Annotated in this window: 28 protein-coding genes; 14 read left to right on the forward strand and 14 right to left on the reverse strand. The window is 73.0% G+C overall.

Annotated features, from left to right (window positions below):
* The 3 genes from V6U81_RS22730 to V6U81_RS22740 form a co-directional block, all read right to left on the reverse strand.
* On the reverse strand, positions 1 to 911 hold a 911-nt coding region (locus V6U81_RS22730), incomplete at its 3' end, for a hypothetical protein (protein ID WP_334491926.1).
* A gap of 8 nt (positions 912 to 919) precedes the next feature.
* A complete protein-coding gene (locus V6U81_RS22735; RefSeq protein ID WP_334491927.1) occupies positions 920 to 1180 on the reverse strand; it encodes a hypothetical protein in 261 nt (86 codons plus the stop codon).
* A gap of 180 nt (positions 1181 to 1360) precedes the next feature.
* Complete coding sequence (locus V6U81_RS22740; protein ID WP_334491928.1) at positions 1361 to 1747, reverse strand: hypothetical protein; 387 nt, start codon at positions 1745 to 1747, stop codon at positions 1361 to 1363.
* 119 nt (positions 1748 to 1866) lie between these two features.
* Between V6U81_RS22740 and V6U81_RS22745 the strand changes: the two genes are divergently transcribed.
* The 3 genes from V6U81_RS22745 to V6U81_RS22755 are packed head-to-tail and all read left to right on the forward strand — an operon-like array spanning position 1867 to position 4948.
* Complete coding sequence (locus V6U81_RS22745) at positions 1867 to 4419, forward strand: ATP-dependent Clp protease ATP-binding subunit (protein ID WP_334491929.1); 2553 nt, start codon at positions 1867 to 1869, stop codon at positions 4417 to 4419.
* Between the two features lie 14 nt (positions 4420 to 4433).
* Positions 4434 to 4598: a hypothetical protein gene (locus tag V6U81_RS22750; protein ID WP_334491930.1), complete on the forward strand. Its 165-nt coding sequence runs from the start codon at positions 4434 to 4436 to the stop codon at positions 4596 to 4598.
* Entirely contained in the window at positions 4598 to 4948 is a 351-nt protein-coding gene (locus V6U81_RS22755; RefSeq protein ID WP_334491931.1) for a DUF3140 domain-containing protein, read from the forward strand. The genes V6U81_RS22750 and V6U81_RS22755 overlap by 1 nt, the downstream gene beginning before the upstream one ends.
* Positions 4949 to 5006: 58 nt before the next feature.
* On the opposite strand, the gene V6U81_RS22760 is transcribed toward V6U81_RS22755, so the two are convergent.
* The 3 genes from V6U81_RS22760 to V6U81_RS22770 all read right to left on the reverse strand — a co-directional run bounded on the left by V6U81_RS22760 (position 5007) and on the right by V6U81_RS22770 (position 6931).
* A complete protein-coding gene (locus tag V6U81_RS22760) occupies positions 5007 to 5246 on the reverse strand; it encodes a hypothetical protein (protein WP_334491932.1) in 240 nt (79 codons plus the stop codon).
* Positions 5243 to 6247 carry a LysR family transcriptional regulator gene (locus V6U81_RS22765; RefSeq protein ID WP_334491933.1) on the reverse strand — a complete coding sequence of 335 codons (1005 nt, stop codon included), beginning with the start codon at positions 6245 to 6247 and terminating at the stop codon, positions 5243 to 5245. The genes V6U81_RS22760 and V6U81_RS22765 overlap by 4 nt, the downstream gene beginning before the upstream one ends.
* Before the next feature lie 66 nt (positions 6248 to 6313).
* Complete coding sequence (locus V6U81_RS22770) at positions 6314 to 6931, reverse strand: hemerythrin domain-containing protein (RefSeq protein WP_334491934.1); 618 nt, start codon at positions 6929 to 6931, stop codon at positions 6314 to 6316.
* 152 nt (positions 6932 to 7083) lie between these two features.
* Here V6U81_RS22770 and V6U81_RS22775 point away from each other — a divergent pair, with 152 nt between their 5' ends.
* Together V6U81_RS22775 and V6U81_RS22780 are read left to right on the forward strand one after the other, a co-directional pair.
* On the forward strand, positions 7084 to 8412 hold the full coding sequence (locus tag V6U81_RS22775) for a M20/M25/M40 family metallo-hydrolase (RefSeq protein ID WP_334491935.1): 1329 nt from the start codon (positions 7084 to 7086) through the stop codon (positions 8410 to 8412).
* Between the two features lie 47 nt (positions 8413 to 8459).
* Positions 8460 to 9125, forward strand: a complete 666-nt coding sequence (locus V6U81_RS22780; protein WP_334491936.1) for a hypothetical protein — start codon at positions 8460 to 8462, stop codon at positions 9123 to 9125.
* A 78-nt stretch (positions 9126 to 9203) separates the two neighbouring features.
* Here V6U81_RS22780 and V6U81_RS22785 read toward each other — a convergent pair whose 3' ends face one another.
* Positions 9204 to 9395: a DUF5703 family protein gene (locus tag V6U81_RS22785; protein ID WP_282341856.1), complete on the reverse strand. Its 192-nt coding sequence runs from the start codon at positions 9393 to 9395 to the stop codon at positions 9204 to 9206.
* Positions 9396 to 10164: 769 nt separating this feature from the next.
* On the reverse strand, positions 10165 to 11136 hold the full coding sequence (locus tag V6U81_RS22790; RefSeq protein WP_334491937.1) for an aldo/keto reductase: 972 nt from the start codon (positions 11134 to 11136) through the stop codon (positions 10165 to 10167).
* Positions 11137 to 11346: 210 nt separating this feature from the next.
* Between V6U81_RS22790 and V6U81_RS22795 the strand changes: the two genes are divergently transcribed.
* The 6 genes from V6U81_RS22795 (at position 11347) to mshC (ending at position 16816) form a co-directional block, all read left to right on the forward strand.
* Entirely contained in the window at positions 11347 to 12399 is a 1053-nt protein-coding gene (locus V6U81_RS22795; RefSeq protein ID WP_334491938.1) for an LLM class F420-dependent oxidoreductase, read from the forward strand.
* On the forward strand, positions 12396 to 13232 hold the full coding sequence (locus V6U81_RS22800; protein ID WP_334491939.1) for an undecaprenyl-diphosphate phosphatase: 837 nt from the start codon (positions 12396 to 12398) through the stop codon (positions 13230 to 13232). Before V6U81_RS22795 ends, V6U81_RS22800 begins: the two co-directional genes overlap by 4 nt.
* A gap of 77 nt (positions 13233 to 13309) precedes the next feature.
* A complete protein-coding gene (locus tag V6U81_RS22805; RefSeq protein ID WP_334491940.1) occupies positions 13310 to 14014 on the forward strand; it encodes a histidine phosphatase family protein in 705 nt (234 codons plus the stop codon).
* Between the two features lie 111 nt (positions 14015 to 14125).
* Complete coding sequence (locus V6U81_RS22810; RefSeq protein WP_334491941.1) at positions 14126 to 14698, forward strand: DUF3090 domain-containing protein; 573 nt, start codon at positions 14126 to 14128, stop codon at positions 14696 to 14698.
* A complete protein-coding gene (locus tag V6U81_RS22815) occupies positions 14695 to 15510 on the forward strand; it encodes an SCO1664 family protein (protein ID WP_334491942.1) in 816 nt (271 codons plus the stop codon). The genes V6U81_RS22810 and V6U81_RS22815 overlap by 4 nt, the downstream gene beginning before the upstream one ends.
* 67 nt (positions 15511 to 15577) lie before the next feature.
* On the forward strand, positions 15578 to 16816 hold the full coding sequence (gene mshC / locus V6U81_RS22820; protein ID WP_334491943.1) for a cysteine--1-D-myo-inosityl 2-amino-2-deoxy-alpha-D-glucopyranoside ligase: 1239 nt from the start codon (positions 15578 to 15580) through the stop codon (positions 16814 to 16816).
* 29 nt (positions 16817 to 16845) lie between these two features.
* On the opposite strand, the gene V6U81_RS22825 is transcribed toward mshC, so the two are convergent.
* Positions 16846 to 17637, reverse strand: coding sequence for a GntR family transcriptional regulator (locus V6U81_RS22825; protein ID WP_334491944.1), 792 nt, complete (start codon positions 17635 to 17637; stop codon positions 16846 to 16848).
* Positions 17638 to 17784: 147 nt separating this feature from the next.
* Positions 17785 to 18654: a PAC2 family protein gene (locus tag V6U81_RS22830; protein WP_334491945.1), complete on the reverse strand. Its 870-nt coding sequence runs from the start codon at positions 18652 to 18654 to the stop codon at positions 17785 to 17787.
* A gap of 260 nt (positions 18655 to 18914) precedes the next feature.
* Between V6U81_RS22830 and metH the strand changes: the two genes are divergently transcribed.
* Positions 18915 to 22430: a methionine synthase gene (gene metH / locus V6U81_RS22835; protein ID WP_334491947.1), complete on the forward strand. Its 3516-nt coding sequence runs from the start codon at positions 18915 to 18917 to the stop codon at positions 22428 to 22430.
* A 157-nt stretch (positions 22431 to 22587) separates the two neighbouring features.
* Here metH and V6U81_RS22840 read toward each other — a convergent pair whose 3' ends face one another.
* The 3 genes from V6U81_RS22840 to V6U81_RS22850 all read right to left on the reverse strand — a co-directional run bounded on the left by V6U81_RS22840 (position 22588) and on the right by V6U81_RS22850 (position 24717).
* Entirely contained in the window at positions 22588 to 23403 is an 816-nt protein-coding gene (locus tag V6U81_RS22840; RefSeq protein WP_334491948.1) for a hypothetical protein, read from the reverse strand.
* Positions 23403 to 24029: a DUF6114 domain-containing protein gene (locus tag V6U81_RS22845; protein WP_334491949.1), complete on the reverse strand. Its 627-nt coding sequence runs from the start codon at positions 24027 to 24029 to the stop codon at positions 23403 to 23405. The genes V6U81_RS22840 and V6U81_RS22845 overlap by 1 nt, the downstream gene beginning before the upstream one ends.
* Before the next feature lie 76 nt (positions 24030 to 24105).
* A complete protein-coding gene (locus tag V6U81_RS22850) occupies positions 24106 to 24717 on the reverse strand; it encodes a DUF6230 family protein (protein ID WP_334491951.1) in 612 nt (203 codons plus the stop codon).
* A gap of 358 nt (positions 24718 to 25075) precedes the next feature.
* Between V6U81_RS22850 and V6U81_RS22855 the strand changes: the two genes are divergently transcribed.
* Both V6U81_RS22855 and V6U81_RS22860 read left to right on the forward strand, forming a co-directional pair.
* A complete protein-coding gene (locus V6U81_RS22855; RefSeq protein WP_334491952.1) occupies positions 25076 to 25387 on the forward strand; it encodes a hypothetical protein in 312 nt (103 codons plus the stop codon).
* Between the two features lie 39 nt (positions 25388 to 25426).
* Complete coding sequence (locus tag V6U81_RS22860; RefSeq protein ID WP_334491954.1) at positions 25427 to 25855, forward strand: nucleotidyltransferase family protein; 429 nt, start codon at positions 25427 to 25429, stop codon at positions 25853 to 25855.
* A 32-nt stretch (positions 25856 to 25887) separates the two neighbouring features.
* On the opposite strand, the gene V6U81_RS22865 is transcribed toward V6U81_RS22860, so the two are convergent.
* The gene (locus V6U81_RS22865) at positions 25888 to 26526 is read right to left on the reverse strand and encodes a ribonuclease FAU-1 family protein (RefSeq protein WP_334491955.1); all 639 of its coding nucleotides are present in this window, start codon (positions 26524 to 26526) and stop codon (positions 25888 to 25890) included.
* Between the last annotated feature and the right edge of the window lie 39 nt (positions 26527 to 26565).

A 26565-nucleotide genomic window follows, 5' to 3' on the forward strand; every position in this document is an offset into this window, starting at 1 on the left:
GCAGGGGGCCGCGCCGCCGGCCGCCCGGCGGTGGGCTGCGGGGGGCGGGTCACCGGCCGGTCCGGCTCGCGGGGGAGGTCCCGGCCGAGCCGGGCCAGCAGCACCCCGGCGACCACCCCGGCGGTCACCGCCGGGTCGGCGGCGTGCGGCTGCTCCGCCTCGCCGCGTCGCGGCGGGGGCATCCGGCAGACCCGGGTCAGCAGGGTCTCCAGCACCGGCGGCGGCAGCCCGGGCAGCAGGTCGTGGACCCGCCCGCCCAGCTCGCCGCGGAGCCGGCCCAGGTCGGCGGAGCGGGGCGGATGGCCGAGCAGTTCCCCGGCGAGGTCGCGCAGCAGCGGCGGGGCGATCGCCGCCAGACCCAGACCGACGTCGGCGTGCGCCCGGCGCAGCTCCCGGTGCAGCCGGTCCCGGTCGCCGGAGCGGATCCCGGTGACCACCCGGCGCAGCAGCTCGCGGGAGTCGCCGACCCGCTCGTCCGGCTCGTCCGGCGGGCCTGCCCGGCCGCCGGTCAGCTCGGCCACCCGCACCGACCACCAGCGCTTCACCTCCGGGTCGGCCTCCCGCTCCGGCGGCGGGCCGGCCGGCGGTACGGCGTCGGAGCGCGGCGCGTCGTGGACCGGCCCGCGGGTGGCCGCCCGGGGCGGCGGCGCACCGTCGGGGGCCAGCCCGATCGCGGCCAGGTACGCCGAGAGCTGTTCCTGGGCCACCCGCAGCGCGTGCCCGGCCGATTCGGCGTGCTCGACGGCGGCGGAGAGCTCCGGCACCCCCATCGGGTCGGCCGACTCCTGGCGGACCCAGCGCAGCCGCTCGGTGGCCTGGCCGAACTTCTCCAGCGCCTGGGCCAGCGGGGCCAGCGGCAGTTCCTCGGCGGCGGCGCGGACCTGCGCCCCGACGTCCTCGATGATGGACACGGTGGCGGCTACAGCGACGCGACGTAGAGCTGCGCCTGCTCCACCGCGACGAGGGTCGCGGCGAGACACTCCTCCAGCTCCTGCCCGGCCTGGGTGAGCGACGCCTGGGCGGCCTCGACGGTCTCGTGCCCGCTGCCCTCCAGCGCCCCGGCGAGGGTCTGCTGGGCCTCGGAGAGCTTCTCGCCGGCGGCCTGCACGGCTGTCTGCCCGTCACCGATCTGTTGGAGCGCGACATCGATCGCTGCCTTCAGCTCGGCGACGCTCGCCACGGTGACCTCCTGGGGGCGGGGAGATCTCCATTACAACGTATCCCCGGCGGGTAGAGAACATCCGCCCTGTCGGTGTTCCTACCGGGGTGTCCGATTACCGCCCTGACGTGCGGCGCAAGGCCCTGACGGGCGTGCCGTGGTCCCGTACCCGAGTCGGCCGGTCCCGGCCACGGGACCGGCTCAGCCGGCCTCCCCGCGCAGCCAGCGCGGGCCGTGCACCTCCGCGCCCAGCGCGCCGACCCGCACGCGCAGCTCCCGGTCGGCGGTGACCACCAGCCGCCGCCGCTGCGGGTCGGCCGCGACCAGCTCCACGATCGTGTCGTCCCCGGAACCGGGCGCGCCCACCGTGCGTACCCCGGGCACCCCCGGCACGTCCCGGGCCGCCCCCTCGACCACCAGCACCACCTCGACCGGGGGCGACAGCTCCGGCGGCAGCCCGTGGTCGGCCAGCGGGACCAGACGGTCCCGTAGCCGGGCGGCCGCGCCGGCCCGGTCCCGCCACCAGCCGTCCGGGCGGGAGCCGACCACGTTGGCGCCGTCGACGATCAGCAGCGGCTCAGCATCCATGCCCCCACCCTGCCACCCGGCGGCGTTTGTCGCGCCGACCGCCGGGTAGCCACCGCCGACCGTGCCGCGCCCGTGTCGCCCCCGGCGACCGTGCCGCGCCCCGACAGCGGAGGACAGAGATGATGGGACCCGGTGACTTCGGCTCCGACCCGTGGGACGAATTCCTGGCCCGGTACTTCGGCCGGGGTGAGGGTGGACGCCGACCGGCCCACCGGGTCGACATCACCCGGCTGATGACCGCCGACGCCCGGGAGATGCTGGCCGACGCGGCCCGGCGGGCCGCCGAGAAGCACAGCAACGACCTGGACACCGACCACCTGCTCTGGGCGGCGTTGCAGCGGGAGCCGCTGCGCGACCTGGTACGCCGCGCCGGCGCCGACCCCGACGCGCTGGTCAACGCCCTCGGTGGGCGGGGCGAAGGGGCCCCGCGGGGGGAGGTGCCGCCGAACCTCTCGCTCACCCCGGCGGCCAAGCGGGCGCTGCTCGACGCCCACCAGCTGTCCCGGGCGATGGGGGCGAACTACATCGGCCCCGAGCACATCCTGATGGCGCTGCCGCTCAACCCGGAGTCGCCGGCCGGGCGGATGCTCGCCGCGGGCCGGATCCAGCCGGAGTCGTTGCAGGCGGCCAGCGCCGAACGCGGCCCGACGTCCGGCCCGAAGCCGGACCGCGGCACCCCCACCCTGGACCAGTACGGCCAGGACCTCACCGAGCTGGCCCGGATGGACCAGATCGACCCGGTGATCGGCCGGGCCGCCGAGATCGAGCAGGCGGTGGAGATCCTGTCCCGCCGGACCAAGAACAACCCGGTGCTGATCGGCGAGGCCGGCGTCGGCAAGACCGCCATCGTGGAGGGGCTGGCCGAACGGATCTGCGACGGCGACGTGCCGCAGACCCTGCTCGGCAAGCGGGTCGTGCAGCTCGACCTGGCCGGCCTGGTCGCCGGCACCCGCTACCGGGGCGACTTCGAGGAGCGGCTCAAGAAGGTGATCGACGAGATCCGGGCCCACCGGGACGAGCTGATCGTCTTCCTGGACGAGATCCACACCCTGGTCGGGGCGGGCGGCGCCGGCAGCGAGGGTGGCATGGACGCCTCCAACATGCTCAAGCCGGCGCTGGCCCGCGGTGAGCTGCGGGTGATCGGCGCGACCACGTTGGACGAGTACCGCAAGAGCATCGAGAAGGACGCCGCGCTGGCCCGCCGGTTCCAGCCGGTGCTGGTGCCCGAGCCCGGCGTCGAGGACACCGTCGCCATCCTGCGCGGCCTGCGCGACCGGTACGAGGCGCACCACCAGGTGCGCTTCACCGACGAGGCGCTGGTGGCCGCCGCCGAGCTCTCCGACCGGTACGTCACCGACCGGTTCCTGCCGGACAAGGCGATCGACCTGATCGACCAGGCCGGCGCCCGGGTCCGGCTGCGCACCCGTACCCCCGCCTCTGACGTGCGGGAGCTGGAGCAGCAGCTCGACGACGTGCGCCGGGACAAGGAGCAGGCGGTCGCCGACGAGCAGTACGAGAAGGCGTCCAGCCTGCGCGACCGGCTCGCCGAGATCGAGGAGCAGGTACGCCGGGCCAAGGGCGACGAGGGCGGCAACCACGTCCCGTCGGTCGGCACCCAGGAGATCGCCGAGGTGGTGTCCCGGGCCACCGGAATCCCGATCGCCCAGCTCACCGAGGAGGAACGGGACCGGCTGCTGCGGCTGGAGGGCCAGCTGCACGAGAAGGTGGTCGGCCAGGACGCCGCGGTCAGCGCGGTCGCCGAGGCGGTGCGCCGCTCGCGGACCGGGCTGGCCGACCCGAACCGGCCGATGGGCAGCTTCCTCTTCCTCGGTCCGACCGGGGTCGGCAAGACCGAGCTGGCCCGGGCCCTGGCCGAGGCGCTCTTCGGTGAGGCCGACCGGATGATCCGGGTCGACATGAGCGAGTTCCAGGAACGGCACACCGTGTCCCGGCTGGTCGGGGCGCCGCCCGGCTACGTCGGGTACGAGGAGGCCGGCCAGCTCACCGAGGCGGTGCGCCGCCGCCCGTACGCGGTGGTGCTGCTCGACGAGATCGAGAAGGCGCACCCGGACGTCTTCAACATCCTGCTCCAGGTACTCGACGACGGCCGGCTCACCGACAGCCAGGGCCGGACGGTGAACTTCAAGAACACCGTGCTGATCATGACGAGCAACCTGGGGTCGGAGCTGATCACCGGCAGCCAGCGCACCGTCGGCTTCGGGGTCGGCGCGCCCGGCGGCCAGCAGGAGGCCGACGAGCTGCGTGAGCGGCTGATGCGCCGGCTCCAGGAGAACTTCCGCCCGGAGTTCCTCAACCGGATCGACGAGACCATCATCTTCCAGCGGCTGGAGGCCGAGCAGCTGCGCCAGATCACCGGACTGCTGCTGGAGGACACCCGACGCCGGCTGCACGCCCAGGACATCCAGGTGGAGTTCACCATGGCCGGCGTGGACTGGCTCGCCGAGCACGGCTACCAGCCGGAGTTCGGGGCCCGGCCGCTGCGCCGGGTGATCCAGCGGGAGCTGGACAACCGACTCTCCCGGATGCTGCTGGAGAGCCGGATCTCGCCCGGGCAGAAGGTCACCGTCGACGCGCGGGACGGACAGCTCACCTTCGACGTGGGCGCCGGTGAGCGGGGCTACACCGCCGCCACCACCTCCCATCCCCGTTGAGCCGGAGGGCGGACATGACCGAACGCGAGCAGACCGAGGAGCATGCCGAACGCAGCGAACCGATCCTCTCGCCACCGACGGCGAACCCGGCCCGGGTCAAGGTGCCGCCGGAGGGCCTGAAGCAGCAGACCGACGACGGGGACCCGGCGCCGCCCGGGCCACCGGAAGAGGAGGCGTGATGGCACGCGAGCAGCGAATCGACCCCGAGGTCGAGGTGATCTGGGACGACTTCCACGCCGAGGTGAACGTCCCCTCCGAGCAGCTGCGCCAGTGGCTGCTGACCCGGGGTTCGGGGGAGGAGTCGTTCGGGCCGAACCCGGACCTCAACCTGCCCGAGCCGGGCCGGCAGATCCTGCGGGTGCTCAGCAAGCGCAAGGTGGACCTGACCCCGGAGGACATCGAGGTGATGCGGGCGGCGATCGACCAGATCCGCGCGCTGTCGGCGGAGAAGCCGCGCCGCGGCAACGCCGACGACGAGTGGCGGCACTCCCTGCTCGACCTGGGCCACGACGTCCTGGTCGAACGCTGAGGCGACGGCCGTCGGCACCCGGGACCACCGTGGTCCCGGGTGCCGTCGTGGGCGGGCCCTACTGCTCGGTGCCCACGCTGGGCAGTTGGAGCCCGGCGGCGTCGGCGGTCGCCTGCCGCTCGCCGCGGGTCTGCTCCTCCCTGGCGAGCAGGGTGGCGTACTCGGTGATGTCGGCCGCGGCGGGCACCTCCGGCAGCCGGCGCAGGAACGCCTCGACGTCCCGGACGGCGGCGGAGTGTGCGGCGGCCGCCTGACGCAGCAGCTCCCGCTGGTCGGCGGCGGGGTAGAGATCGGTCATGCGCCCGGCGTACCCGCCGTCAGGCGATTCGCACCCCCACCGGCCGGCCGGGCCCCGAACCCGGGGTGGCGCAGCAGCCAGGCCAGGTAGTCGGGGTGCGGCGCCAGCGAGTCGGTGTACGCGGCCACCGCCGTCTCCAGCACCAGCTCGGCGACCCCGGCGGCGGGGGAGTCGGGGTGCCAGCCGAGCAGCAGCCGCCAGCGCAGCGGCACACCGGCCAGCCGTCGGGTGACCAGGCCGTCCACCGGCCGGAAGGTGGCCTGGCAGAGCGCCACCGCCTCGCCGGCGTCGACCAGGTCCACGCACCCGCGCACGTCCGTCTCGTACACCTTGCGGGGGGTGAAGCCGGCGCGGGCGCAGGCGGCGGCGAAGCAGTCGCCGAAGCAGCCGTCGCCCGGCGCGGCCACCCACTGCTCGCGGCGCAGCTCCGCCAGGTCGATCTCGTCCCGCCCGGCCATCGGGTGGCTCGCCGGCAGCAGCACCAGCACCGGGTCGACGGCCACCTCCTGCCAGCAGAGCCCGAACTCGGCCGACGGCGTGGCGTCACCGCAGACGCCGGTGAGCGCGAAGTCGAGCCGCCCGCCCGCCACCAGCGCGGCCAGCTCCCCGGCCGACCAGGAGGCGTACGTGCTCAGCTGGGCCTGCGGCTGCTCGGCGGCGAGCCGGTGCACCAGCCGGCCCAGGATCGGGCTGTTCACCCCGCCGAAGCGGTACCGGCCGAGGGTGTCGTCGGCGCCGGCCAGCCGGGCCGCCTCGTCCTGCAGGCCCTTCATCGCCGGCAGCAGCACCCGGGCCCGGGCGAGCACCAGCTCGCCGAGGGCGGTCGGGCGCGCGCCGCGCCGGTCCCGTTCGAACAGCGGCCCGCCGAGGGTCCGCTCGATACGCTGCAGCTGGGCGGTGAGCGCCGGTTGGGCCAGCCCGAGGGTCGACGCCGCCTTGGTCACGCTCCCCGTCTCGGCGATCGCGCAGACCACCCGCAGGTGCCGCAGCTCGAGGTTCATACGGTGACGGTAGGACCACGCGCCGGTCGGCGGAAGGGCCCGATCGGATCGGCGTTCGCCGATGTCTCAGTCGCGGGTACGCCGCTTCAGGTCGGCCAGGTACGTCCGCCGCCCGGAAACCGCGTCGCGCACCTTGTCCAGTACGCCCACCGCCGGCTCGACGATCCGGTTCCACGGCGGGGCGGACGGGGTGCCCGGGTGCGGCCGGGTGGGGGCCGCCTCCTCGGCGATCTCCCACCGGTTGCCCAGCCGGATCAGCTCGGCGTCGGTGGCCACCTCGCGCAACGGGGTGATCAGCGCGGCGACCGCCTGGACGTGCCGGCGGACCCGGTCGGCGACGTCGGCCAGCGCCGGGTCGTCCGGGCCGGTGAGCGCCTTGAGCGCGGTGAGCAGCGCCGCGTCCGCCTCGATCTCCCGGTCCACCCGCTCGCTCGCCTCGGGGACCGCGGCCCGGGCGGCGGGGAGGAGGTACTGCTCCTCGGCGGAGAGGTGCCGGGACAGCGCCGCGGTGAGCACCTCCACCACCTGGCGGCGCCGGTCCGGCGGCAGGTCCGGGTCGGTGGCCTGGTCAGCCAGGCCGAGCAGTTGCCGGTGCTCGGTGTCGGCGATGTCGGCCATGCTGCGCCCGCCCGGCCGGTAGGCGGCGTCGGCGGTGGGCGGCAGCGGGGGCAGGGGGACGGTCATGGTGCCCTCCTCGACGGTGGCCGGAGCACGCGTCACGGCCGGTACGACGGGCGGTGCGGGGACGCCGACGCGGTACCCGTACCCGATGATCGTGAAACTCCGGCGGCGGCCGGCGCGGTTCGTCGCGGACCCGCTGCTGGTAGAAAGAGCCGATGACCCCCGACGTCGCCTCCGCCCGACCCGACCCCACCGACGAGGTCGTCGACCTCTGCCGTGACCTGCTGCGCATCGACACCACCAACACCGGCGACAACGACACCAGCGCCGGTGAGCGCCGGGCGGCCGAGTACGTCGCGGAGAAGCTCGCCGAGGTCGGCATCGACAGCGAGATCCACGAGTCCGCGCCCGGTCGGGCGAACCTGGTCGCCCGGATCCCCGGCGCCGATCCGGGGCGCGACGCGCTGCTGGTGCACGGCCACCTGGACGTGGTCCCCGCCGACGCCGACGAGTGGTCGGTGCATCCGTTCTCCGGCGAGCTCCGCGACGGCTACCTGTGGGGCCGCGGCGCGATCGACATGAAGGACTTCGACGCGATGGTGCTGGCGGTGGTCCGGCACTGGCAGCGCACCGGGGTCCGGCCGCCGCGCGACATCGTGCTGGCCTACACCGCCGACGAGGAGGCCGGCAGCGACTACGGCGCGCACTTCCTCGCCCAGCGGCACCGGGATCTCTTCGACGGCTGCACCGAGGGGATCGGCGAGGTGGGCGGCTTCTCCTACTCGGTGAACGACGCCACCCGGCTCTACCTCATCGAGACCGCCGAGAAGGGCATCGACTGGCTGCGCCTGCACGCCAAGGGCCGCCCCGGCCACGGCTCGTTCATCCACGACGACAACGCGGTCACCGCGCTGGCCGAGGCGGTCGCCCGCATCGGCCGGCACCGCTTCCCGGTGACGGTCACCGCCACCGTCCGCGCGTTCCTGGAGGAGGTCTCCGACGTCCTCGGCGTCGCGCTGGACCCGGACGACCCGGAGACCGCGATCGCCAAGCTCGGCCCGATCGCCAACATCATCGGCGCGACCATCCGCAGCACCGCCAACCCGACCCGGCTGGCTGCCGGCTACAAGGACAACGTCATCCCCGGCCGGGCCACCGCCACCATCGACTGCCGCAGCCTCCCCGGGCAGTCGGAGATGCTGGAGCGGCAGCTGCGCGAGCTGGTCGGCCCGGACATCGACATCGAGTACATCCAGCGCCAGCCGGCCCTGGAGACCACCTTCGACGGTGACCTGGTCGAGGCGATGTCGGCAGCGCTGCGCGCGGAGGACCCGGGCGCCCGGCCGGTGCCGTACATGCTCTCCGGCGGCACCGACGCCAAGGCCTTCTCCCAGCTCGGCATCCGTTGCTTCGGCTTCGCCCCGCTGCGGCTGCCCGCCGACCTCAATTTCTCCGCCCTGTTCCACGGCATCGACGAGCGGGTCCCGGTCGACGGACTACAGTTCGGCGTGCGGGTCCTCGACCGGTTCCTCCGCAACTGCTGACCGACCCCGGTGCCGCACCTTCCCCCCACAGTCGAAGGGACTGCCTCATGACCGACCAGCACGATGAGCTGGACGCTGCCCTGGAGCGCGTGATCGACGCCGCCCGGGCCCACCTGTCGGCCGTCCGCGCCGCCAAGGGCCGGATCGACGACGACGACGTCTGGCAGGCGTACGTCGCGTTGAACAACGCCTCGTTCGCCTACGACGAGCAGCTGCTGGACGCGTTCGGCGAGGTCACCCCGTGGGACGTGGAGTCGATCGACCCGGACGAGGCGGACGAGCGGTTCGGCGGGGTCGAGGGCGCCGAGGCGACCGACCCGCACCCGCGGGTCATCTCGGTGCGCCAGCGCCGCGACTACCGGGTGCCGAGCGTCTCGGCGCTGCTCCGGGTCGCCGAGATCGCCCGCCGCGAGGGCACCCCGGAGGAGGACGAGCCGGCCCCCGTCGAGGGGGTGGGCGAGGCGGTGCTGGAGCTGCTGCAGAGCGGCGACGGCTCGCTGAGCGCGCTGGACGTGCCCGAGCTGGAGCCGCTGGACGGCGTGGTGATGGTCAGCGAGGTCGGCACCCCGGTGGACCTGGAGTCCTTCGACGACGACGACCCGGTGGGCCCGTTCCAGCCGGCCGCCGACGACCGGCTGGTCGGGCGGCTCGACGAGCACCCGTTCCTGGACGAGGACGACCACGAGCACGACCACGCCGGCCACCAGCACTGAGCCCGCGTCGCCCCGGGCCCGGACCGCACGGTCCGGGCCCGGGCGCTTGTCCGGGGTACGCCGGGGGCGTGCCCCGGGTCAGTAGGAGAGGCCCGGCTGCGGCTGGTTCACCCGACGGCGGCGCAGCATCACCTTGCGCGTGCCGTCCCGGAACAGCTGCACCCGGGCCAGTTCCCATCCGGAGAACTCCGCCTGGATCGCCAGCTGCGCCGCGGCGGTCAACCGGTCGACGTTCGGCGGCAGCCGCAGCGGCGCGTATTCGTAGTCCATGTGAACCATGCTGCCCAGCCCGGCGGCCCTTCGCCACCCCCCTCGCCGGTGACCCGCGCCGCGTCCGCCGGTCGTGCGGGGTGGTGTCGGCACGAGTGGTCCCGGACGCCCGGTTCCGGCTTCAGCCGGTGACGCAGTCGGTGGCGCCGTCCTTCCAGGAGTGGTGGGCTACTGACGTCGCAGTGGTCTCCACATCTCAACAACCAGGCGTGATCCACTGACCGAAGCCTGGCAGGCCCCAGCACAAGAGCACTCCACAGGCCCTCAAACTCGCGGTTAAAAATCGCTCTGCGGATGTGGTGTTCCAAAACAGCCGACCGGGCAGAGTCCTGGCGAAGGAAGACGGACGCTACGTTCCATTCGAAGTAGCAGAGAAGCAGCAGAGACAGCTGAGCGGTTGGCACCAGGACAGTTGCGAAAACCGCAAGAAGACGCCTTATGGGCGACATGCTGACTGCCTTGGAGAAGCCAGAGCCTGCCGCGCGGTATGCGGTACGCGCGCCCGAGACGGCCCGCTTCGTCGGCCCAATCCACGAGGCGACAGCGAACGCAGTCAATGCCAGGACAATGATTTAGCTGCTGACCCCGATCAGTCCGAGCCACTGGCGTAGCTGATCGTCGAACTGCGGCACAAGGGGCTCGACCCGACCACCCCGATCACCCCGACACCGTGACCGTCCGAAACGACCTCACCTACTGGCAGCGGGAGGCCCGGGCCTCGTCCCGTCACGACCCGAGCTGCCCCGCAGTCGCCCGCGACGCCCCCCGGTCAGCCGTCGCGCTCCGGGTACCCCACCGGCACGGCCGAGACGTCGTCCAGCGCGGTGGTGATCTCCTCGGGCAGCGTGATCCGCTCCACCTGCAACGCGCCGAGCAGTTGGCCCACCGTGCGGGCGCCCAGGATCGGCGCGGTCACCCCCGGCCGGTCCCGGATCCAGGCCAGCGCCACCTCCATCGGCGACACCCCCAGCCCGCCGGCGGCGATGGTGACCGCCTCCACGATGCTGGAGCAGCGAGGCTCCAGGTAGGTGGCGACGAACCGCTCGAAGTGCGCGGAGGCGGCCCGGGAGTCCGCCGGCCGGCCGTTTCGGTACTTGCCGGTCAGCACCCCCCGCCCGAGCGGCGACCAGGGCAGCACCCCCAGCCCCAGCGCCGCGCAGGCGGGCAGCACCTCCCGCTCCACGCCCCGCTCCAGCAGCGAGTACTCCACCTGGGCGGCGACCACGGGGGCCCGCCCCGGCCAGGCCGCCTGCCAGGCCGCCGCCCGGGCGGTCTGCCAGCCGGAGAAGTTCGACACCCCGACGTAGCGGACCCGGCCACTGGCCACCGCGTGGTCCAGCGCCGCCAGGGTCTCCTCCAGCGGGGTGTCCGGGTCGTACCCGTGCACCTGCCACAGGTCCACGTGGTCGGTGCCCAGCCGGCGCAGCGACGCGTCCAGGGTGCGCAGCAGGTGCCCACGGGACCCGTCCCGCCGCCGGCCGCTGCCGGGACGCAGGCCGGCCTTGGTGGCGATGAGCACCTCGTCGCGAGGGACGAGGGTGTCCAGCAGTTCGCCGAGCACCGACTCGGCGTCGCCGTCGCCGAACACGTCGGCGGTGTCGACCAGGTTGCCGCCCGCGTCGAGGAAACTCTTCAGCTGGGCGGCCGCGTCGTCGGCGTCGGTGTCCCGGCCCCAGGTCATGGTGCCGAGCGCGAGCCGGGAAACCGCCAGCCCGCTTCGGCCGAGCGGTCGCTGCTGCATGGGTGAACCTTATTTCGAACGTGGCGTCACCGATATCCTCGCTCCCGGCATCTTCGCCCGTCGCGTCCCCGACAGCGGGGCCCGAACGGGCCGGACCGCCCGGCGGGGACGATCGGCGGCCCCCGGGGCGCTGGGGTGAGCCGGTGATCGGTCCCACGGCCGGTATTGCGTAACCTGATGCGACCTGTGGTGCGGGATGGGGGAGGATCAGTGCGACTCGGGCTCAGCCTCGGATACCAGACAGCGTGGAGCACGCCGGCCGATCACCTGGCGCTCGCCCAGGAGGCGGACCGCCTCGGCTACTCAGTGGTGTGGGCGGCGGAGGCCTACGGCTCCGACTCGCCCAGCATGCTGGCCTGGATGGCCGGCCAGACCCAGCGGATCGACGTGGGCAGCGCGGTGATGCAGATCCCCGCCCGGACCCCGGCGATGACCGCGATGACCGCGGCCACCATCGACGCGCTCTCCGGCGGCCGGTTCCGGCTCGGCCTGGGCGTCTCCGGCCCGCAGGTCTCCGAGGGGTGGCACGGCGTACGGTTCGCCAAGCCGCTCGCGCGGACCCGCGAGTACGTCGACATCGTCAAGCTCGCCGTGGCCCGCAAGGAGGTCGCGTACGACGGGGAGCACTACACCCTGCCGCTGCCCGACGGGCCCGGCAAGGCGCTGCGGCTGGGCTTCCACCCGCCGCGCGAGCACATCCCGATCTACCTCGCCGCGGTCGGCCCGAAGAACCTGGAGCTGGCCGGCGAGATCGCCGACGGCTGGCTGGCCGTCTTCTACGCCCCCGAGTTCGCCGAGGAGCAGCTCGCCTCCGTGCGGGCCGGCCGCGCGAAGGTCGGCAAGGAGCTGGCCGGGTTCGACGTGGTGCCCTCGGTCCCGGTGGTGGTCGGCGACGACGTCGCCTCCTGCGCCGAGATGGTCCGCTGGTACGCCGCGCTCTACGTCGGCGGGATGGGCAGCCGGCAGCAGAACTTCTACAACCAGCTCGCCACCCGGATGGGCTACGGCGACGCGGCGCGCGAGGTCCAGGATCTCTACCTGGCCAAGCGGCAGCGCGACGCCGCCGCCGCGATCCCGATGGAGTTCATCGACCGCACCTCGCTGCTCGGCCCGAAGGAGCGCATCGCCGAGCGGATGCGGGAGTACGCCGCGGCCGGCGTCACCACCCTCTCGGTGACCCTCTTCGTCGCCGACCGGGACAGCGGCGTGCAGACCCTGCGGACCGTCGCGGAGGCGCTGGACCTCTCCGGGGTCGGCGAGTGACCTGGGTCGAGGCCATCGTCCTGGGCATCGTCCAGGGGCTCACCGAATTCCTCCCGGTCAGCTCGTCCGGTCACCTGCGGATCACCTCGGCGATCTTCTTCGAACGGGACGCGGGTGCCTCGTTCACGGCGGTGACCCAGCTCGGCACCGAGGCGGCGGTGCTGATCTACTTCGCCAAGGACATCTGGCGGATCACCCGGGTCTGGCTGCTGGGCATCCGGGACCGCTCGGTGCGCTCCAGCCTCGACTACCGGATGGGCTGGTACGTGATCGTCGGCTCGATCCCGATCGGGCTCTTCGGCTTCGTGTTCAAGGACCAGATCCGCACCGCCGGCCGGAACCTGTGGGTGGTGGCGACCACGCTGATCGTCTTCGCCTTCGTGCTGGCCTTCGCCGAGTACTGGGGGCGGCAGACCCGCACCCTGGAGAACTTCCGGATGCGCGACGGCATCGTGATGGGCTTCGCCCAGGCGATGGCGCTCATCCCCGGGGTGTCCCGCTCCGGCGGCACCCTCACCGCCGGCCTGCTGCTCAGCCTGACCCGGGAGACGGCGGCCCGGTACTCGTTCCTGCTCGCCATCCCGGCGGTGGTCATGTCGGGCGTGTTCAGCATCGGCGACGTGTTCGAGCCGGCCGCGCCGGGGACCTCGGTACCCAGCGTGGCCCAGACGGTGGTGGCCACGCTGATCGCCTTCGGCATCGGCTACGCGGCCATCGCCTGGCTGCTGCGCTACGTGGCGCACCACACCCTGTACGTCTTCGTGCTCTACCGGGTGGCGCTCGGCACGCTGGTGCTGTCGCTGCTGCTGACGGGCACGATCAGCGCCACCTGAGCCGGCCCCGCCGCGACGGCCCCCGACACCACCGGTGCCGGGGGCCGTCGCACGTGCGGGGCACCTAGGGTGGTGTCGTGGCGACCCTTCTGCTCTTGCGACACGGCCGGACGACGGCGAACGCCGACGGGGGGCTGGCCGGGCGCCAGCCGGTCGAGCTGGACGACACCGGCCGGGCCCAGGCGAGCGCGGTCGGCGAGCGGCTGCGCGGGCTGCCCCTGGCGGCGGTGGTGACCAGCCCGCTGATCCGCTGCCGGCAGACCCTCGACCTGGCGCTGCCGCAGGCCGAACCGGTGGTGGAGGAGGGCCTGATCGAGTGCGGGTACGGCGCCTGGGAGGGGCAGCCGCTGAAGAAGCTGGCCAAGGAGCCGCTCTGGCCGGTGGTGCAGCAGCACCCGAGCGCCGCGGTCTTCCCCGACGGGGAGTCGATGGCCCAGATGTCGGCCCGGGCGGTCGCCGCGGTCCGGTCCTGGGACGCCCGGGTCAGCGCCGAGCACGGTCCGGAGGCGGTCTGGCTGGCGTGCAGCCACGGCGATGTGATCAAGGCCATCGTGGCGGACGCGCTCGGCGTACACCTGGATCTGTTCCAGCGGATCGTCGCGGACCCGGCCTCGGTGACCGCGATCCGCTACACCCCGCTGCGGCCCTTCCTGGTCCGGCTGAACGACACCGGCGGCGACCTGGCCGGGCTGGTGCCGCCGCCGCGCAAGCGGCGCCGGCGGGCCACCAAGCCGACCGACTCGGACGCCGCGGTCGGCGGTGGCGCGGGGGCGGCGGGGTGAGCCGGGTCGCCACGCCCGGGGCGGGCCGGGCGGCCCCCGGCGTTTCGCCCTCGGCTGAACCGGCGTCGGTGCAGTGCGCGACGCCTCCACGGGCCGGATAGGGTCGTGGGTATGACCCACCAGGTGCACGCCTTCGAACCGCCGGAGCGGTTCGTCGCCGGGACCGTCGGGCCGCCGGGGGAGCGCACGTTCTTCCTCCAGGCGCGCGGCGGTGGCCGGCTGGTCAGCGTCGCGCTGGAGAAGGTCCAGGTGTCCCTGCTCGCCGAGAAGCTGGAGGAGCTACTCTCCGAGGCGCAGCGCCGGTTCGGCGTGGACCTGCCGGAGGCGGTGACCGCCGTCGGCGACAACGACCCGCTGGACACCCCGGTCGACGAGGAGTTCCGGGTCGGGACGCTCGGGCTGGCCTTCGACGTCGACAGCGCGACCGTGGTGATCGAGGCGATCGCCGCCGGCGAGGTGGAGGCCGAGGTCGAGCTGGGCGACGAGGACGACGAGGACGACGACGAGGAGCCGGACGAGGACCTCGACCGGCTCCGGGTGCGACTGACTCCCGAGGCGACCCGCGAGTTCATCGAGCGGGCCAAACGGGTGGTCAACGCCGGCCGGCCGCCGTGCCCGCTCTGCGGCCAGCCGCTGGATCCGGCCGGTCACCTCTGCCCCCGGCACAACGGCTACCACCGGTGACCTCGTCGGAGCTGCGGCGCCTGGACGGCAGCGCGGCGCTCCGGCTGCTGCGCGACGGCGAGCTGACCCTGGAGGGTCGGCTGGTCGACGCCTCCAACACCACCCTGCGCGGCATCCTCACCCTGGACGGGCAGAGCGCCCGCTGCGTCTACAAGCCGGTCCGGGGGGAGCGGCCGCTCTGGGACTTCCCGGACGGCACCCTCGCCGGTCGGGAGGTCTCGGCGTACCTGGTCTCCCGGGCCACCGGGTGGGATCTGGTCCCGCCGACCGTGCTGCGCGACGGCCCGTTCGGCCCCGGCTCCTGCCAGCTCTGGATCGACGAGCCGGAGGACGCCGAGCCGCTGGTCGGGTTCGTGCCCGCCGAGGCGGTGCCGCCGCGCTGGTTCCCGGTGGCCGCGGCGCGTGACGACGACGGCGCCGCGTACGCCCTGGCCCACGCCGACGACCCCCGGCTGGCCCGGCTGGCCGTCCTCGACGCGGTGCTCAACAACGCCGACCGCAAGGGTGGCCACGTGCTGGTCGGCCCGGACGACCGGCTCTACGGCGTGGACCACGGGGTCTGCTTCCACGTGGAGGAGAAGCTGCGCACCGTGCTCTGGGGCTGGGCCGGCCGACAGCTCCCCCCGGACGCGGTGGAGATGCTCGACGGGCTGGCCGGGCAGGTCGCCGGGGAGCTGGGCGAGGAGCTGGCCGAGCACCTGACGATCGGCGAGGTCGGCGAGGTGGCCGCCCGGATCGACCGGCTGCGTGCCGGCGGGCACTTCCCGCTGCCGCCGGAGGAGTGGCCGTCGATGCCCTGGCCACCGATGTGAGCGGCTGTCACGTTGATCACCCGTGGGGCCGCTCCCGGGCGGCCGGAGGCTCGTTAGGCTGACGGTCATGGAGTCTTGGGCGGGACACGATGTGCCACGGCTGCCGGGTGACGGTGCGCCACTGAGCTTGTACGACTCGGCGCGGCGCGGTGCCCACCCCAGCCGGCCGGACGGCGCCGGCACCATGTACGTCTGCGGGATCACCCCTTACGACGCCACCCACCTCGGCCACGCCGCCACCATGATCACGTTCGACCTGGTGCAGCGGATGTGGCGCGACGCCGGGCTGCCCGTGCGGTACGTGCAGAACGTCACGGACATCGACGACCCGCTGCTGGAGCGCGCGGCCCGCGACGGCGAGGACTGGAAGGTCCTCGCGATGCGGGAGACCGCGCTGTTCCGCGAGGACATGGAGGCGCTGCGGATCATCCCGCCGGCGCACTACGTCGGCGCGGTGGAGTCGATCCCGGACATCGCCGAGAAGGTCCTCGTCCTGCTCAAGGACGGCGCCGCGTACCGGCTGGACGACGGCACCGGCGACGTCTACTTCGACATCAGCGCCGCCCCCGCGTTCGGCTACGAGTCCAACCTGACCCGTGAGCAGATGCTGGAGATCTTCCCGGAGCGCGGCGGCGACCCGGAGCGGCCCGGTAAGCGCGACCCGCTGGACCCGCTGCTCTGGCGCGGTGCCCGCGAGGGCGAGCCGTCCTGGCCCGGCGGCGAGTTGGGCGCCGGCCGCCCGGGCTGGCACATCGAGTGCGCGGTGATCGCGCTGCAGCTGCTCGGCGACCGGATCGACGTCCAGGGCGGCGGCAACGACCTGCTCTTCCCGCACCACGAGTGTTCGGCCGCGCACGCCGAGCGGCTCACCGGCCAGACGCCGTTCGCCGGTCACTACGTGCACGCCGGCATGATCGGCCTGGACGGCGAGAAGATGTCGAAGTCCCGGGGCAACCTGGTCTTCGTCTCCCGGCTGCGGGCCGACCAGGTGGACCCGATGGCGGTCCGGCTGGCGCTGATGTCCGGCCACTACCGCGCGGACCGCTCCTGGACCGACGACCTGCTCACCACCGCACTGGAGCGGCTGGACCGCTGGCGCCGGGCGGCCGCGGCCCCCGCCGGGCCGTCCGGGTCGGCGTTCCTGGCCGGGGTACGCGCCCGCCTCGCCGACGACCTCGACAGCCCCGGCGCGATCGCGCTGGCCGACGAGTGGGCGGCGCAGGCCCTGGCCGGCGTGGCCGACGACGCGGACGCCCCGAAGCTCTTCGCCGACACCGTGGACGCCCTGCTCGGCATCCGCCTCTGACCCTCGGGTCACCCGGCCCGGCGGCGGCGTCAGCCGAGGACCAGGCCGGGGTCCGGGCCGGCGTCCGGCGCCGGGGCGGGGATCTGGTACTCCTCGGTCAGCGTGGTCATCGGGCCGGGCCAGGTGGCCTGGGCGACCTCGATGGGCTTGCGGTGGGCGTCGTAGGCGACGTGCAGCAGGTGCAGCACCGGCGTGTCCGGGCGGATCTGCAGGGTCTCCGCCTCCTCCCGGCTGGGCTGGCGGGCGCTGATCGTGTCGGTGGCCGACGCGTAGCGCCGGCCGGTGGCCTCCTCGGCCTCCTGGTAGAGCGGGCGGCCGAACGCCTCGGCCCGCTCCAGCGAGGTGCCGGCGGTCTCGGCGGGCAGGAACCAGGAGGCGCCCACCTCCACCGGTGAGTCCTCGGTGCGCACCAGGTGCCGCCGGCAGAGCAGGTCGGTGCCGTCCGCGACGCCGAACGCGTCGGCCACCTCGGGCGGGGCGGGGGCGCGGCCGACCGAGACCAGTTGCTGCCGGTACCGGGCGGCCAGGTCGGTGTGGTAGCCGCGGAAGCCGCCGTACCGGCCCCGGGAGAGCCGGTTGAGCCGGCGCCGGGTGCCCCGGACGTACGTACCGGAGCCGGGTTTGGTGATCAGGACGCCCTCGACCCGGAGCTGGTCGACGGCGCGCTGCACGGTCTGCTTGGCGACGCCGAACATCTCGGCGATGGCCGGAATGGACGGCAGCCGCTCGCCGGGCGCCCAGTCCCCCCGGCGCACCTGGGCCTTGAGCTGCGCGGCGATCTGCCGGTGCGGGAACTCGGCCGCCCCCGGGTTGATCTGCATGCCGCCTCCTCATGACAGCTAGGTTCCTAGGATGCCCTAGCGGGTGTGCCGAGGGAAGCCCGACACGGTCCCTTCCCCGAACCCACGACGAACGACGCCGACAGGGCTGGGCCCCGCCGGCGTCGGATGCGGATCAGTGAATCAGTGTCACCAGGAGCCGGCGGTGGGGCCGGCGGAGCCGCCGCGGCGGCGCAGGTACTTCTCGAACTCCTGGGCGATCTCGTCGCCGGTCAACGGGGTGATGCCGGCGTCGCCGACCCGCTCCTCCAGCTCACGCACGTACTCGCCGAGCTCGGCGTCCTGCTCGGCGGCGCCGCGGACCCGCTGCTCCCACTCGGCGGCCTCCTCGGCCAGGTCGGCCATCGGCACCGGCAGGTCGAGCACCTCCTCGACCCGGTGCAGCAGGGCCAGGGTTGCCTTGGGGCAGGGCGGGTTGTTGGCGTAGTGCGGCACGTGCACCCAGAACGAGACGGCGTCCACCTCGGCCTTGGTGCAGGCGTCCTGGAGCACCCCGACGATCCCGGTCGGCCCGTCGTAGCGGGTGGGGGTGAGCTGGTAGCGCTGGGCGGCCTCCGCGTCGGAGGCGCTGCCGCTGATCGGCAGCGGCCGGGTGTATGGCACGTCGGCCAGCAGCGCGCCGAGCAGCACCACCCTCTCCACCTCGAGGCTGTGGCAGATCTCCAGGACCTGCTCGCAGAAGGTGCGCCAGCGCATGCTCGGCTCGATGCCGCGGATCAGCACCACGTCCCGCTCGGTGCCCTCGGGGCTGGCCACCGTGAACTTCGTGGTGGGCCACTCCACCCGCCGGGTCTCCCCGTCGGCCATCGTGATGGTCGGACGGCTGACCTGGAAGTCGTAGAAGTCCTCCGGGTCCAGCTCGGTGACCGGGCGGGCCTGCCAGACCTGCTCCAGGTGCTCCACGGCGGCGGTGGAGGCGTCCGCGGCGTCGTTCCAGCCCTCGAAGGCGGCGATCGCCACCGGGGACCGCAGCACCGGCAGCCCGTCGAACTCGGTCACGCCGTCACCTCACCCTGCTCGTCGGGGCCGGCGCCGGGCGCCGGCCCGGTCGTCCGCCCCCCGTGCACGGCGGCGTCCCTGATGTCCTTCACGTCCGTCAGCCTACGTGCCGGGTCCGGATGCGGCCCGTCGGCCGCGCCGGTCCGCCGCCGCGCCCGGTGGCGGAAAGCCACGAAACGGGTACGGGTCGACCGCGGCAGAATGTGGGACCGCGCCAGGGGTCGTTACCGGTGGCCGGATCTTCGCACTAACCTGGTGCCGTGCGGACTTCGTTGCTGGATGTGCTTGCCGACCGGATTCTCATCGCCGACGGGGCGATGGGCACCATGCTGCATGCTGCCGACCTGTCCCTCGACGACTACGAGGGGCTGGAGGGCTGCAGCGAGATCCTCAACGTGAGCCGCCCGGACGTGGTGCGCGGCGTGCACGAGGCGTACCTCGCCGCGGGCGCGGACTGCGTCGAGACCAACACCTTCGGCACCAACCTGCCCAACCTCGGCGAGTACGGCATCGCGCACCGGATCCGGGAGCTGGCCGAGGCCGGGGCCCGGATCGCCCGGGAGGCGGCCGACGCGCACAGCACGCCGGAGCGTCCCCGGTTCGTGCTCGGCTCGATCGGGCCGGGCACCAAGCTGCCCACCCTCGGGCACGCCGCGTACGCGAGCCTGCGGGACGCGTACCAGGAGAACGCCGCCGGCCTGATCGCCGGCGGGGCCGACGCGCTGATCATCGAGACCTCGCAGGACCTGCTCCAGGTCAAGGCCGCCGTCGTCGGGTCGAAGCGGGCGATGGCCGAGCTGGGGCGACCGGTGCCGATCATCTGCCAGGTGGCGATGGAGACCACCGGCACGATGCTGCTGGGCAGCGAGATCGGCGCGGCGCTGGCCGCGATCGAGCCGCTCGGGGTGGACCTGATCGGGCTGAACTGCTCCACCGGGCCGGCCGAGATGGGCGAGCACCTGCGCTACCTGTCCCAGCACTCCCGGGTCCCGCTGTCGGTGATGCCGAACGCGGGCCTGCCGGTGCTCACCGCCGACGGGGCGTACTTCCCGCTGACCCCGGTGGAGTTGGCCGACGCGCTGGAGCGGTTCATCGCCGACTACGGCGTGTCCCTGGTCGGCGGCTGCTGCGGCACCACCCCGGAGCACATCCGGGTGCTGGCCGAGCGGCTGCACGGCGCCACCCCGGTCGCCCGCGAGCCGCGGCACGAGGCCGGCGTCTCCTCGATCTACCACCCGGTCCCGTTCGCCCAGGACGCCTCGGTGCTGATGGTGGGGGAGCGGACCAACGCCAACGGCTCCAAGGCGTTCCGGGACGCGATGCTCGCCGCCGACTGGCAGGCCTGTGTGGAGATCGCGCGCAGCCAGGCCCGGGACGGCTCGCACCTGCTGGACCTCTGCGTCGACTACGTCGGCCGCGACGGCACGCAGGACATGCGGGAGCTGGCCGGCCGCTTCGCCACCGCATCCACCCTGCCGATCATGCTGGACTCCACCGAGCCGGCGGTGGTCGAGGCCGGGCTGGAGATGCTCGGCGGTCGCTGCGTGGTCAACTCGGTCAACTTCGAGGACGGCGACGGCCCCGGGTCGCGCTACGCCCGGGTGATGCCGGTGGTCGCCGAGCACGGCGCCGCGGTGGTCGCGCTGCTCATCGACGAGGAGGGCCAGGCCCGCACCAAGGACTGGAAGGTACGCGTCGCCGCCCGGCTGATCGACGACCTGACCGGCCGGTGGGGGATGGACCGGTCGGACATCCTGATCGACGCGCTGACCTTCCCGATCGCCACCGGTCAGGAGGAGACCCGCCGCGACGGCATCGAGACCATCGAGGCGATCCGGGAGATCGCCGCCCGCTACCCAGGGGTCAACTTCACCCTGGGCATCTCGAACGTCTCCTTCGGGCTCAACCCGGCCGCCCGGCAGGTGCTCAACTCGGTCTTCCTGCACGAGTGCGTGCAGGCCGGCCTGACCTCCGCGATCGTGCACGCCAGCAAGATCCTGCCGATGTCGAAGATCCCGGACGCGCAGCGCGAGATCGCCCTCGACCTGATCTACGACCGGCGCCGCGAGGGGTACGACCCGGTGCAGCGGTTCATCGAGGCCTTCGAGGGGGTGGACGCCGCCTCGGCGCGGGCCACCCGGGCGGAGGAGCTGGCCGCGCTGCCGCTGGACGAGCGACTCAAGCGCCGCATCATCGACGGCGAGCGCAACGGTCTGGAGGCGGACCTCGACGCGGCGATGGCCGGCGGCCGGGCCCCGCTCTCCATCATCAACGACATCCTGCTGGACGGGATGAAGGTGGTCGGCGAGCTGTTCGGCTCCGGGCAGATGCAGCTGCCGTTCGTGCTCCAGTCGGCCGAGGTGATGAAGACGGCGGTGGCCTACCTGGAGCCGCACATGGAGACCGCCGAGGACGGCGGCAAGGGCCGCATCGTGCTCGCCACCGTCAAGGGCGATGTGCACGACATCGGCAAGAACCTGGTCGACATCATCCTGTCCAACAACGGTTACGAGGTCGTCAACATCGGCATCAAGCAGCCGATCAACGCGATCCTGGAGGCGGCCGAGGAGCACCGGGCCGACGCGATCGGGATGTCCGGCCTGCTGGTCAAGAGCACCGTGATCATGAAGGAGAACCTCGCCGAGATGGCCTCGCGCGGGGTCGCCGAGCGCTGGCCGGTGCTGCTCGGCGGGGCGGCGCTGACCCGGGCGTACGTCGAGGACGACCTGCGGGCGCTCTTCCCCGGCCAGGTGCACTACGCCCGGGACGCGTTCGAGGGACTGTCCCTGATGGACCGGGTGATGGCCGCCAAGCGCGGCGGCGCGCCGATGGTCGATCCGGAGCGGGAGGCCGCCCTGGCCGCCCGCCGGGCCCGACGGGAGAAGCAGCGGACCATGGTCAGCGAGGCGCTGCCCGAGCTGCACGACTCCTCGGTCCGCTCCGACGTGGCCGCCGACGTGGCGGTGCCGACGCCGCCGTTCTTCGGCACCCGGGTGGTCAAGGGCGTGCCGTTGGCCGACTACGCGGCGTTGCTGGACGAGCGGGCCACGTTCCTCGGCCAGTGGGGGCTGCGCGGCGCCCGGGGCGGCCAGGGTCCCTCGTACGAGGAGCTGGTGGAGACCGAGGGCCGGCCGCGGCTGCGGTACTGGCTGGACCGGCTGACCGCCGACCAGGTGCTGGAGGCGGCCGTGGTGTACGGCTACTTCCCGGCGTACGCCGAGGGCAACGACCTGGTGGTGCTGGACGAGAACGGCAACGCGGAGCGGGCCCGGTTCTCCTTCCCCCGGCAGCGGCAGGAGCGCCGGCTCTGCCTGGCCGACTTCTTCCGACCCAAGGGCGACCAGCTGGACGTGGTGGCGTTGCAGCTGGTCACCGTCGGCCAGCCGATCAGCGACTACACCGCGAAGATGTTCGCCGCCAACGAGTACCGGGACTACCTGGAGGTGCACGGCCTGTCCGTGCAGCTCACCGAGGCCCTCGCCGAGTACTGGCACCGGCGGATCCGCTCCGAGCTGACCCTGCCCGGCGGCGGTACCGTCGCCGAGAACGACCCGGCGGACCTGGCCGGCCTGCTGCGCAACGACTACCGGGGCTGCCGGTACGCGTTCGGCTACCCGGCCTGCCCGGACCTGGAGGACCGGGCGAAGATCGTCGGGCTGCTGGGCGCGGAGCGGATCGGGGTGCAGCTGTCCGAGGAGTTCCAGCTGGTCCCGGAGCAGGCGACGGACGCGATCGTGGTGCACCACCCGGAGGCGAACTACTTCAACGCCAAGTGATCACCGCAGGCATTCTGACCTGCGGCCGAGCACTCGGAGTGGCCCGGATTCGCATGATCATGCCGTCTCCAGGCCGTCCGGGGTCGGCGGATCATCGGCGAAGGCGTGATCGATCGCAGGGTCTCACCGACTATTCCACCTGTGCTGGAGAGCGAGTTCAGCCGAGGGTCAGCTTCAGCTTCGGCCGCGCGGTCAGCAGGTCGCTGTCCACGAAGGCCAGGTCGATGGCCGGGTCGGCGAAGGTGGTCGGGATTGGCGACGTGATCGGGATACCGTCGGGCAACGGCAGGTCGGGGGCCAGCGTGATCTCGGTGCCGGACAGTCGCCCGACGAAACGGGTGGTGTAGAAGGCGACGTCGCCGCTGACCGTCAGCCGGTCGGTGGCCAACCGTATGGTCCGGCCGGCCGGGCCGGGCGTGCGTAGCAAAAAATCGTCGATGACCGCTTGGTTCATGCTGAACTTCAACGCCGTGAGGGTGCCGTCTGCGGTGGGTAGGGCGACGACCCCCTCGAACTGGAGCCCGGTCATGGTCACCTTGGAGCCGGTCAGCCTCGACGAGGTCGCCGCCACCACGGGCTGCCCCGGTTCGGCGGCGATCCGCGGCAACGGCTTCCCGGCCTGGACGCCGTCGGTGGGGCTCGGCGACGGCTTCGGGCGGGCGCAGTCGACGCCGGAAACCGTAGGCCGGGGGCTGGCCAGCACGGTCGCGGACGGCCAGGTCGGGCAAGTGGGCCCGTCCCGCCCTGCAGCGAGCAGCGCGGACGCCCGCGTCGGGCTGGGTGCAGCGAGGACCACGGCAGCGGAGAGACCGAGCAGCCCGAGCAGCACCGCGAAGAACCGCGGATCGCGCTGTCGGGTCAGCCCCGCCTCCGGCCGCCCGGCTCGCCGGAACGTCCCGGGCCCGCCGGTCTTCTCGTATGCGGTGGGTTGCGGCTGGGCCACGCGCGGACCGATGCCGTTCCGGCTCGACATCAGCTCGTTGACGAGGGCCGGCTGCTTGCGCTCGGTGCCGGGGGGGCTGCGTCGGGGGCCGGCAGGTCATGGCCCGCGCCGGCCGTTGGCTTGTCCCGCCCCGTCGCGTCGTCCGGCGACTCGTTCCGCACGGTTTCGTGGCCGGGCGACTCGTGCCGCGGCGTCCCGTCGCCTGCCGACTCGTTGCGCCCCGTCCTGTCCTCTGCCGACTCGCGACCGGGCCGGGCGGTCGGGTGGGGGTCGGGCACCCACGCGAAGCCGAGGGCACTGCCCACCAAGCCAAGCAGCAGACCGACGAAGAACCCGCCGAGGTTCACCCCGATCAGGGAGAAGAGCGTGGTCACCGCGGCGACCACGGCGTAGAGGATCCGGTGCTGCGGCCTGAACCACATCAGCAGTCCGCAGGTCACCAGGATGGTGGGGATCAACCAGGCAAGGAAGCCGGTCGGCCCCATCTGAAAGGAGAGGCCACCGAGCGACATCTGGCTGGTGCCGAAGATCTCCAGGCCGGCCAGGGCGGTGAGCAGGCCGCCCCAGAACGGCCGTGTCCGCCGCCAGCGGCGGGGGCCACGCCATGCCTCGCGGGGCCGGTCACGCCGGGCGTGCTGCGGTCGGGCGGTTGTCACGCATGCCTCCTGCCGGGTGAGGGTCGAGGGCAGGGAAGGGGCACGCGGAGCGTGCCCTGGGGCCCCGGTGGTCAGCTCAGAAGCATTCCTTGGCGTCCGCGCCAACGTTGACCTTCAACTTCAGCCCTGTCAGGAGGAACGTCCCGGCGTGGGTGGAGCGGGCCACCTGGCGGAGGTTCTTGATGGTCACCGTGTCGGCCTGCTGGCCGAACCCCTTCCTGTCGCCCGTCGCGCCGTCGGGACCGCCCTTGAGGGTCGACGCGTCCTGTCCGATGTTGATGTTCGTGAACGTGGTGTCGCCCTCGAGCGAGTCGACGTCAATCAGCAGGTCGCTCGCGGTGGCGGGGTTGCCGCCGCCGCCGGCGTTGATGGTGAGCACCACGGGAGCGCCGGGCACCTTCGCCGACTGGCAGAGGTCGTAGATCCGCGCGTTGCGGATACCGGTAACGGCCACCGGATGCTTCGTGCCGTCGATCTCCTCGGCGATGCCGCCGAACTGGACGAAGCCCTCACCGCGCAGCTCGGAGGCGGAGACCTTGAATGTCTGCCCCGAGACCGCAAACGAGGCCGCGACCGCCCCGTTGGCCACGCTCGCCACGATCGCGCCAGCGACGGCGGTCGCCGGCACCAGCATCGCGGCGAACCGCCGCCACCGGGTACGCCCTGGATTGTCGAACCGATCCTGCACGATCCCTCCTCGATCGGGTGTCGCGTGGCAGTTCGGTCAGTGCCGGTGCGGCCGCATGGGTTCGATCGCGATCGCACCCATGCGGCATCCCTTTTCTGTACGTCCGTCCGGACCGCTGACGGATCTCCCCGACTCCCGTAGAGCCGGTCGCGGCCCGACTTCCCGTACCGATAGGCGTCAAACCAGCCACCCGGGCGGGGGACTGTCCGGATCTTTGTGGGTGAGGCGGTTATCGCCTTTCAGTTCCGGTGATGTGAGGTTCCCCCGGCAACTCGGAGGCTTTCGATCATGCTCTGATGGAGCTCAAGGAAGTCATCCGTGGCAGCCACCGAAGAAGTACTCCGATGAGCTGACGCTCGTGGACGAGCCGAAAGACCGGTTCGGGGTCGAGCCCATCCTCCGGGTCCGGGATGGCTCTCATCCTCTTGGGGCAGCCATGGGTCTGGCTTCTTCAGGCGATGCAGTTGACAAGGGCAACGAGGCTCTCGGCTCTTTCCGAGAGCTGCGCTTCTTCGGTCCCGCGCTGTTGAACCTTGCTCTCGAACTGGTGGCGGTGGAGGGGCTGCGGCGCGTCCGAACGAAATACGCAGTGGCCTGGTTCAGCTGCCTGACCTCAGGCGTGAACTTCGGCCGACTGCGGCGAGGGGCTGGTGTGCCTTGGTGGAGGTGAGGTCGTAGGTGTTCTGGCTCGCGTGTCAGACTCGGCCGCGTGGTGACGGAGGAGCGGACCCGAGAAGTTCGATCGGTCGTCGACCTGGTGGCCGGATGGGCGGCAGCGCGCGAGGACGTCCGGGGGGTGCTGGTCGTGGGCTCCTGGGCTCGTGGAGCCGCGCGAATGGACTCCGACGTGGACATCCTGGTCCTCACGGACAATCCACATCATACGAAGGTGGACGTCTGGACGGGTCTGCTCAGTGGTGGGGTCGTCCGGCTGGGAGACTGGGGCCCGCTCCGGGAAGTCCGCGTACGGCGACCCTCAGGTCTTGAGGTCGAGCTGGGCGTCGTGCCGGTGAGCTGGGCGGACACCGACCCTGTCGATCCAGGAACCCGCCGGGTCGTCACGGACGGACACCGCATCGTGCATGATCCGGCAGGTGTGCTGGCCTCGTTGTCGGCGGCGTGCCGCACCAGCCGGTGAGGTACAACCAGGACCGGCGCAACCAACGACGGTCAGCGCTGGTCGCCGGGCAGGTCCCACCAGTACGGCAGGCCGGTCGGTGACCAGGCCGGGTCCGGCCGGAAGTCGCACCAGGTGCCGTCGAACGGGAACCGGCCCCGCTCGGCCAGGGCGATGAGCCGTTTCCCCTCCGCGCGTATCCGCGCGGCGCCCTCGGCGTCCCAGAACCACGGGTCACCGGTCTGGGCCGCGAACTCGTCCTCGTCCTTCCACACCGAGCTGCGGTCCGCGGCGACCAGCACGTCGAGCGTGTGGTCCCGGTAGTCCCACCCGCCCCTCCAGCGGCGCACCGGCGCCTCCAGGTTGACGTACCAGCCGGCGAACTTCCCCTCGGCGGTCCAGGACCACCAGACCGAGTGGGCGGCGTCCGGCGGTGTCAGCATCAGCGTGCGGTACGGCCCCCAGGTGGCGGGACGCAGCAGCGTCGGCATGGTCAGCTCGGTGCGGATCGGCAGCGCGCGGGTCGGCGTGCCGTCCAGGGCGGTGCGCTGGACCGTCGCGGAACCGACGTCGACCCAGAGCAGCAGGCCGCGATGGTCGTCGGCGATCACCCGGCCACACTGGACGGACGCGATGCGCCCGTCCGGGTGGATGCTCCGCCGCAGGGCGGTCTGTCCCGGTTGCAGGCGCATCCGCGCACGATAGCGGCGTTGGTCCGTCGGCGGGGGAGT

It is taken from the genome of Micromonospora lacuserhaii, from assembly GCF_036902735.1.
Lineage (GTDB): Bacteria > Actinomycetota > Actinomycetes > Mycobacteriales > Micromonosporaceae > Micromonospora.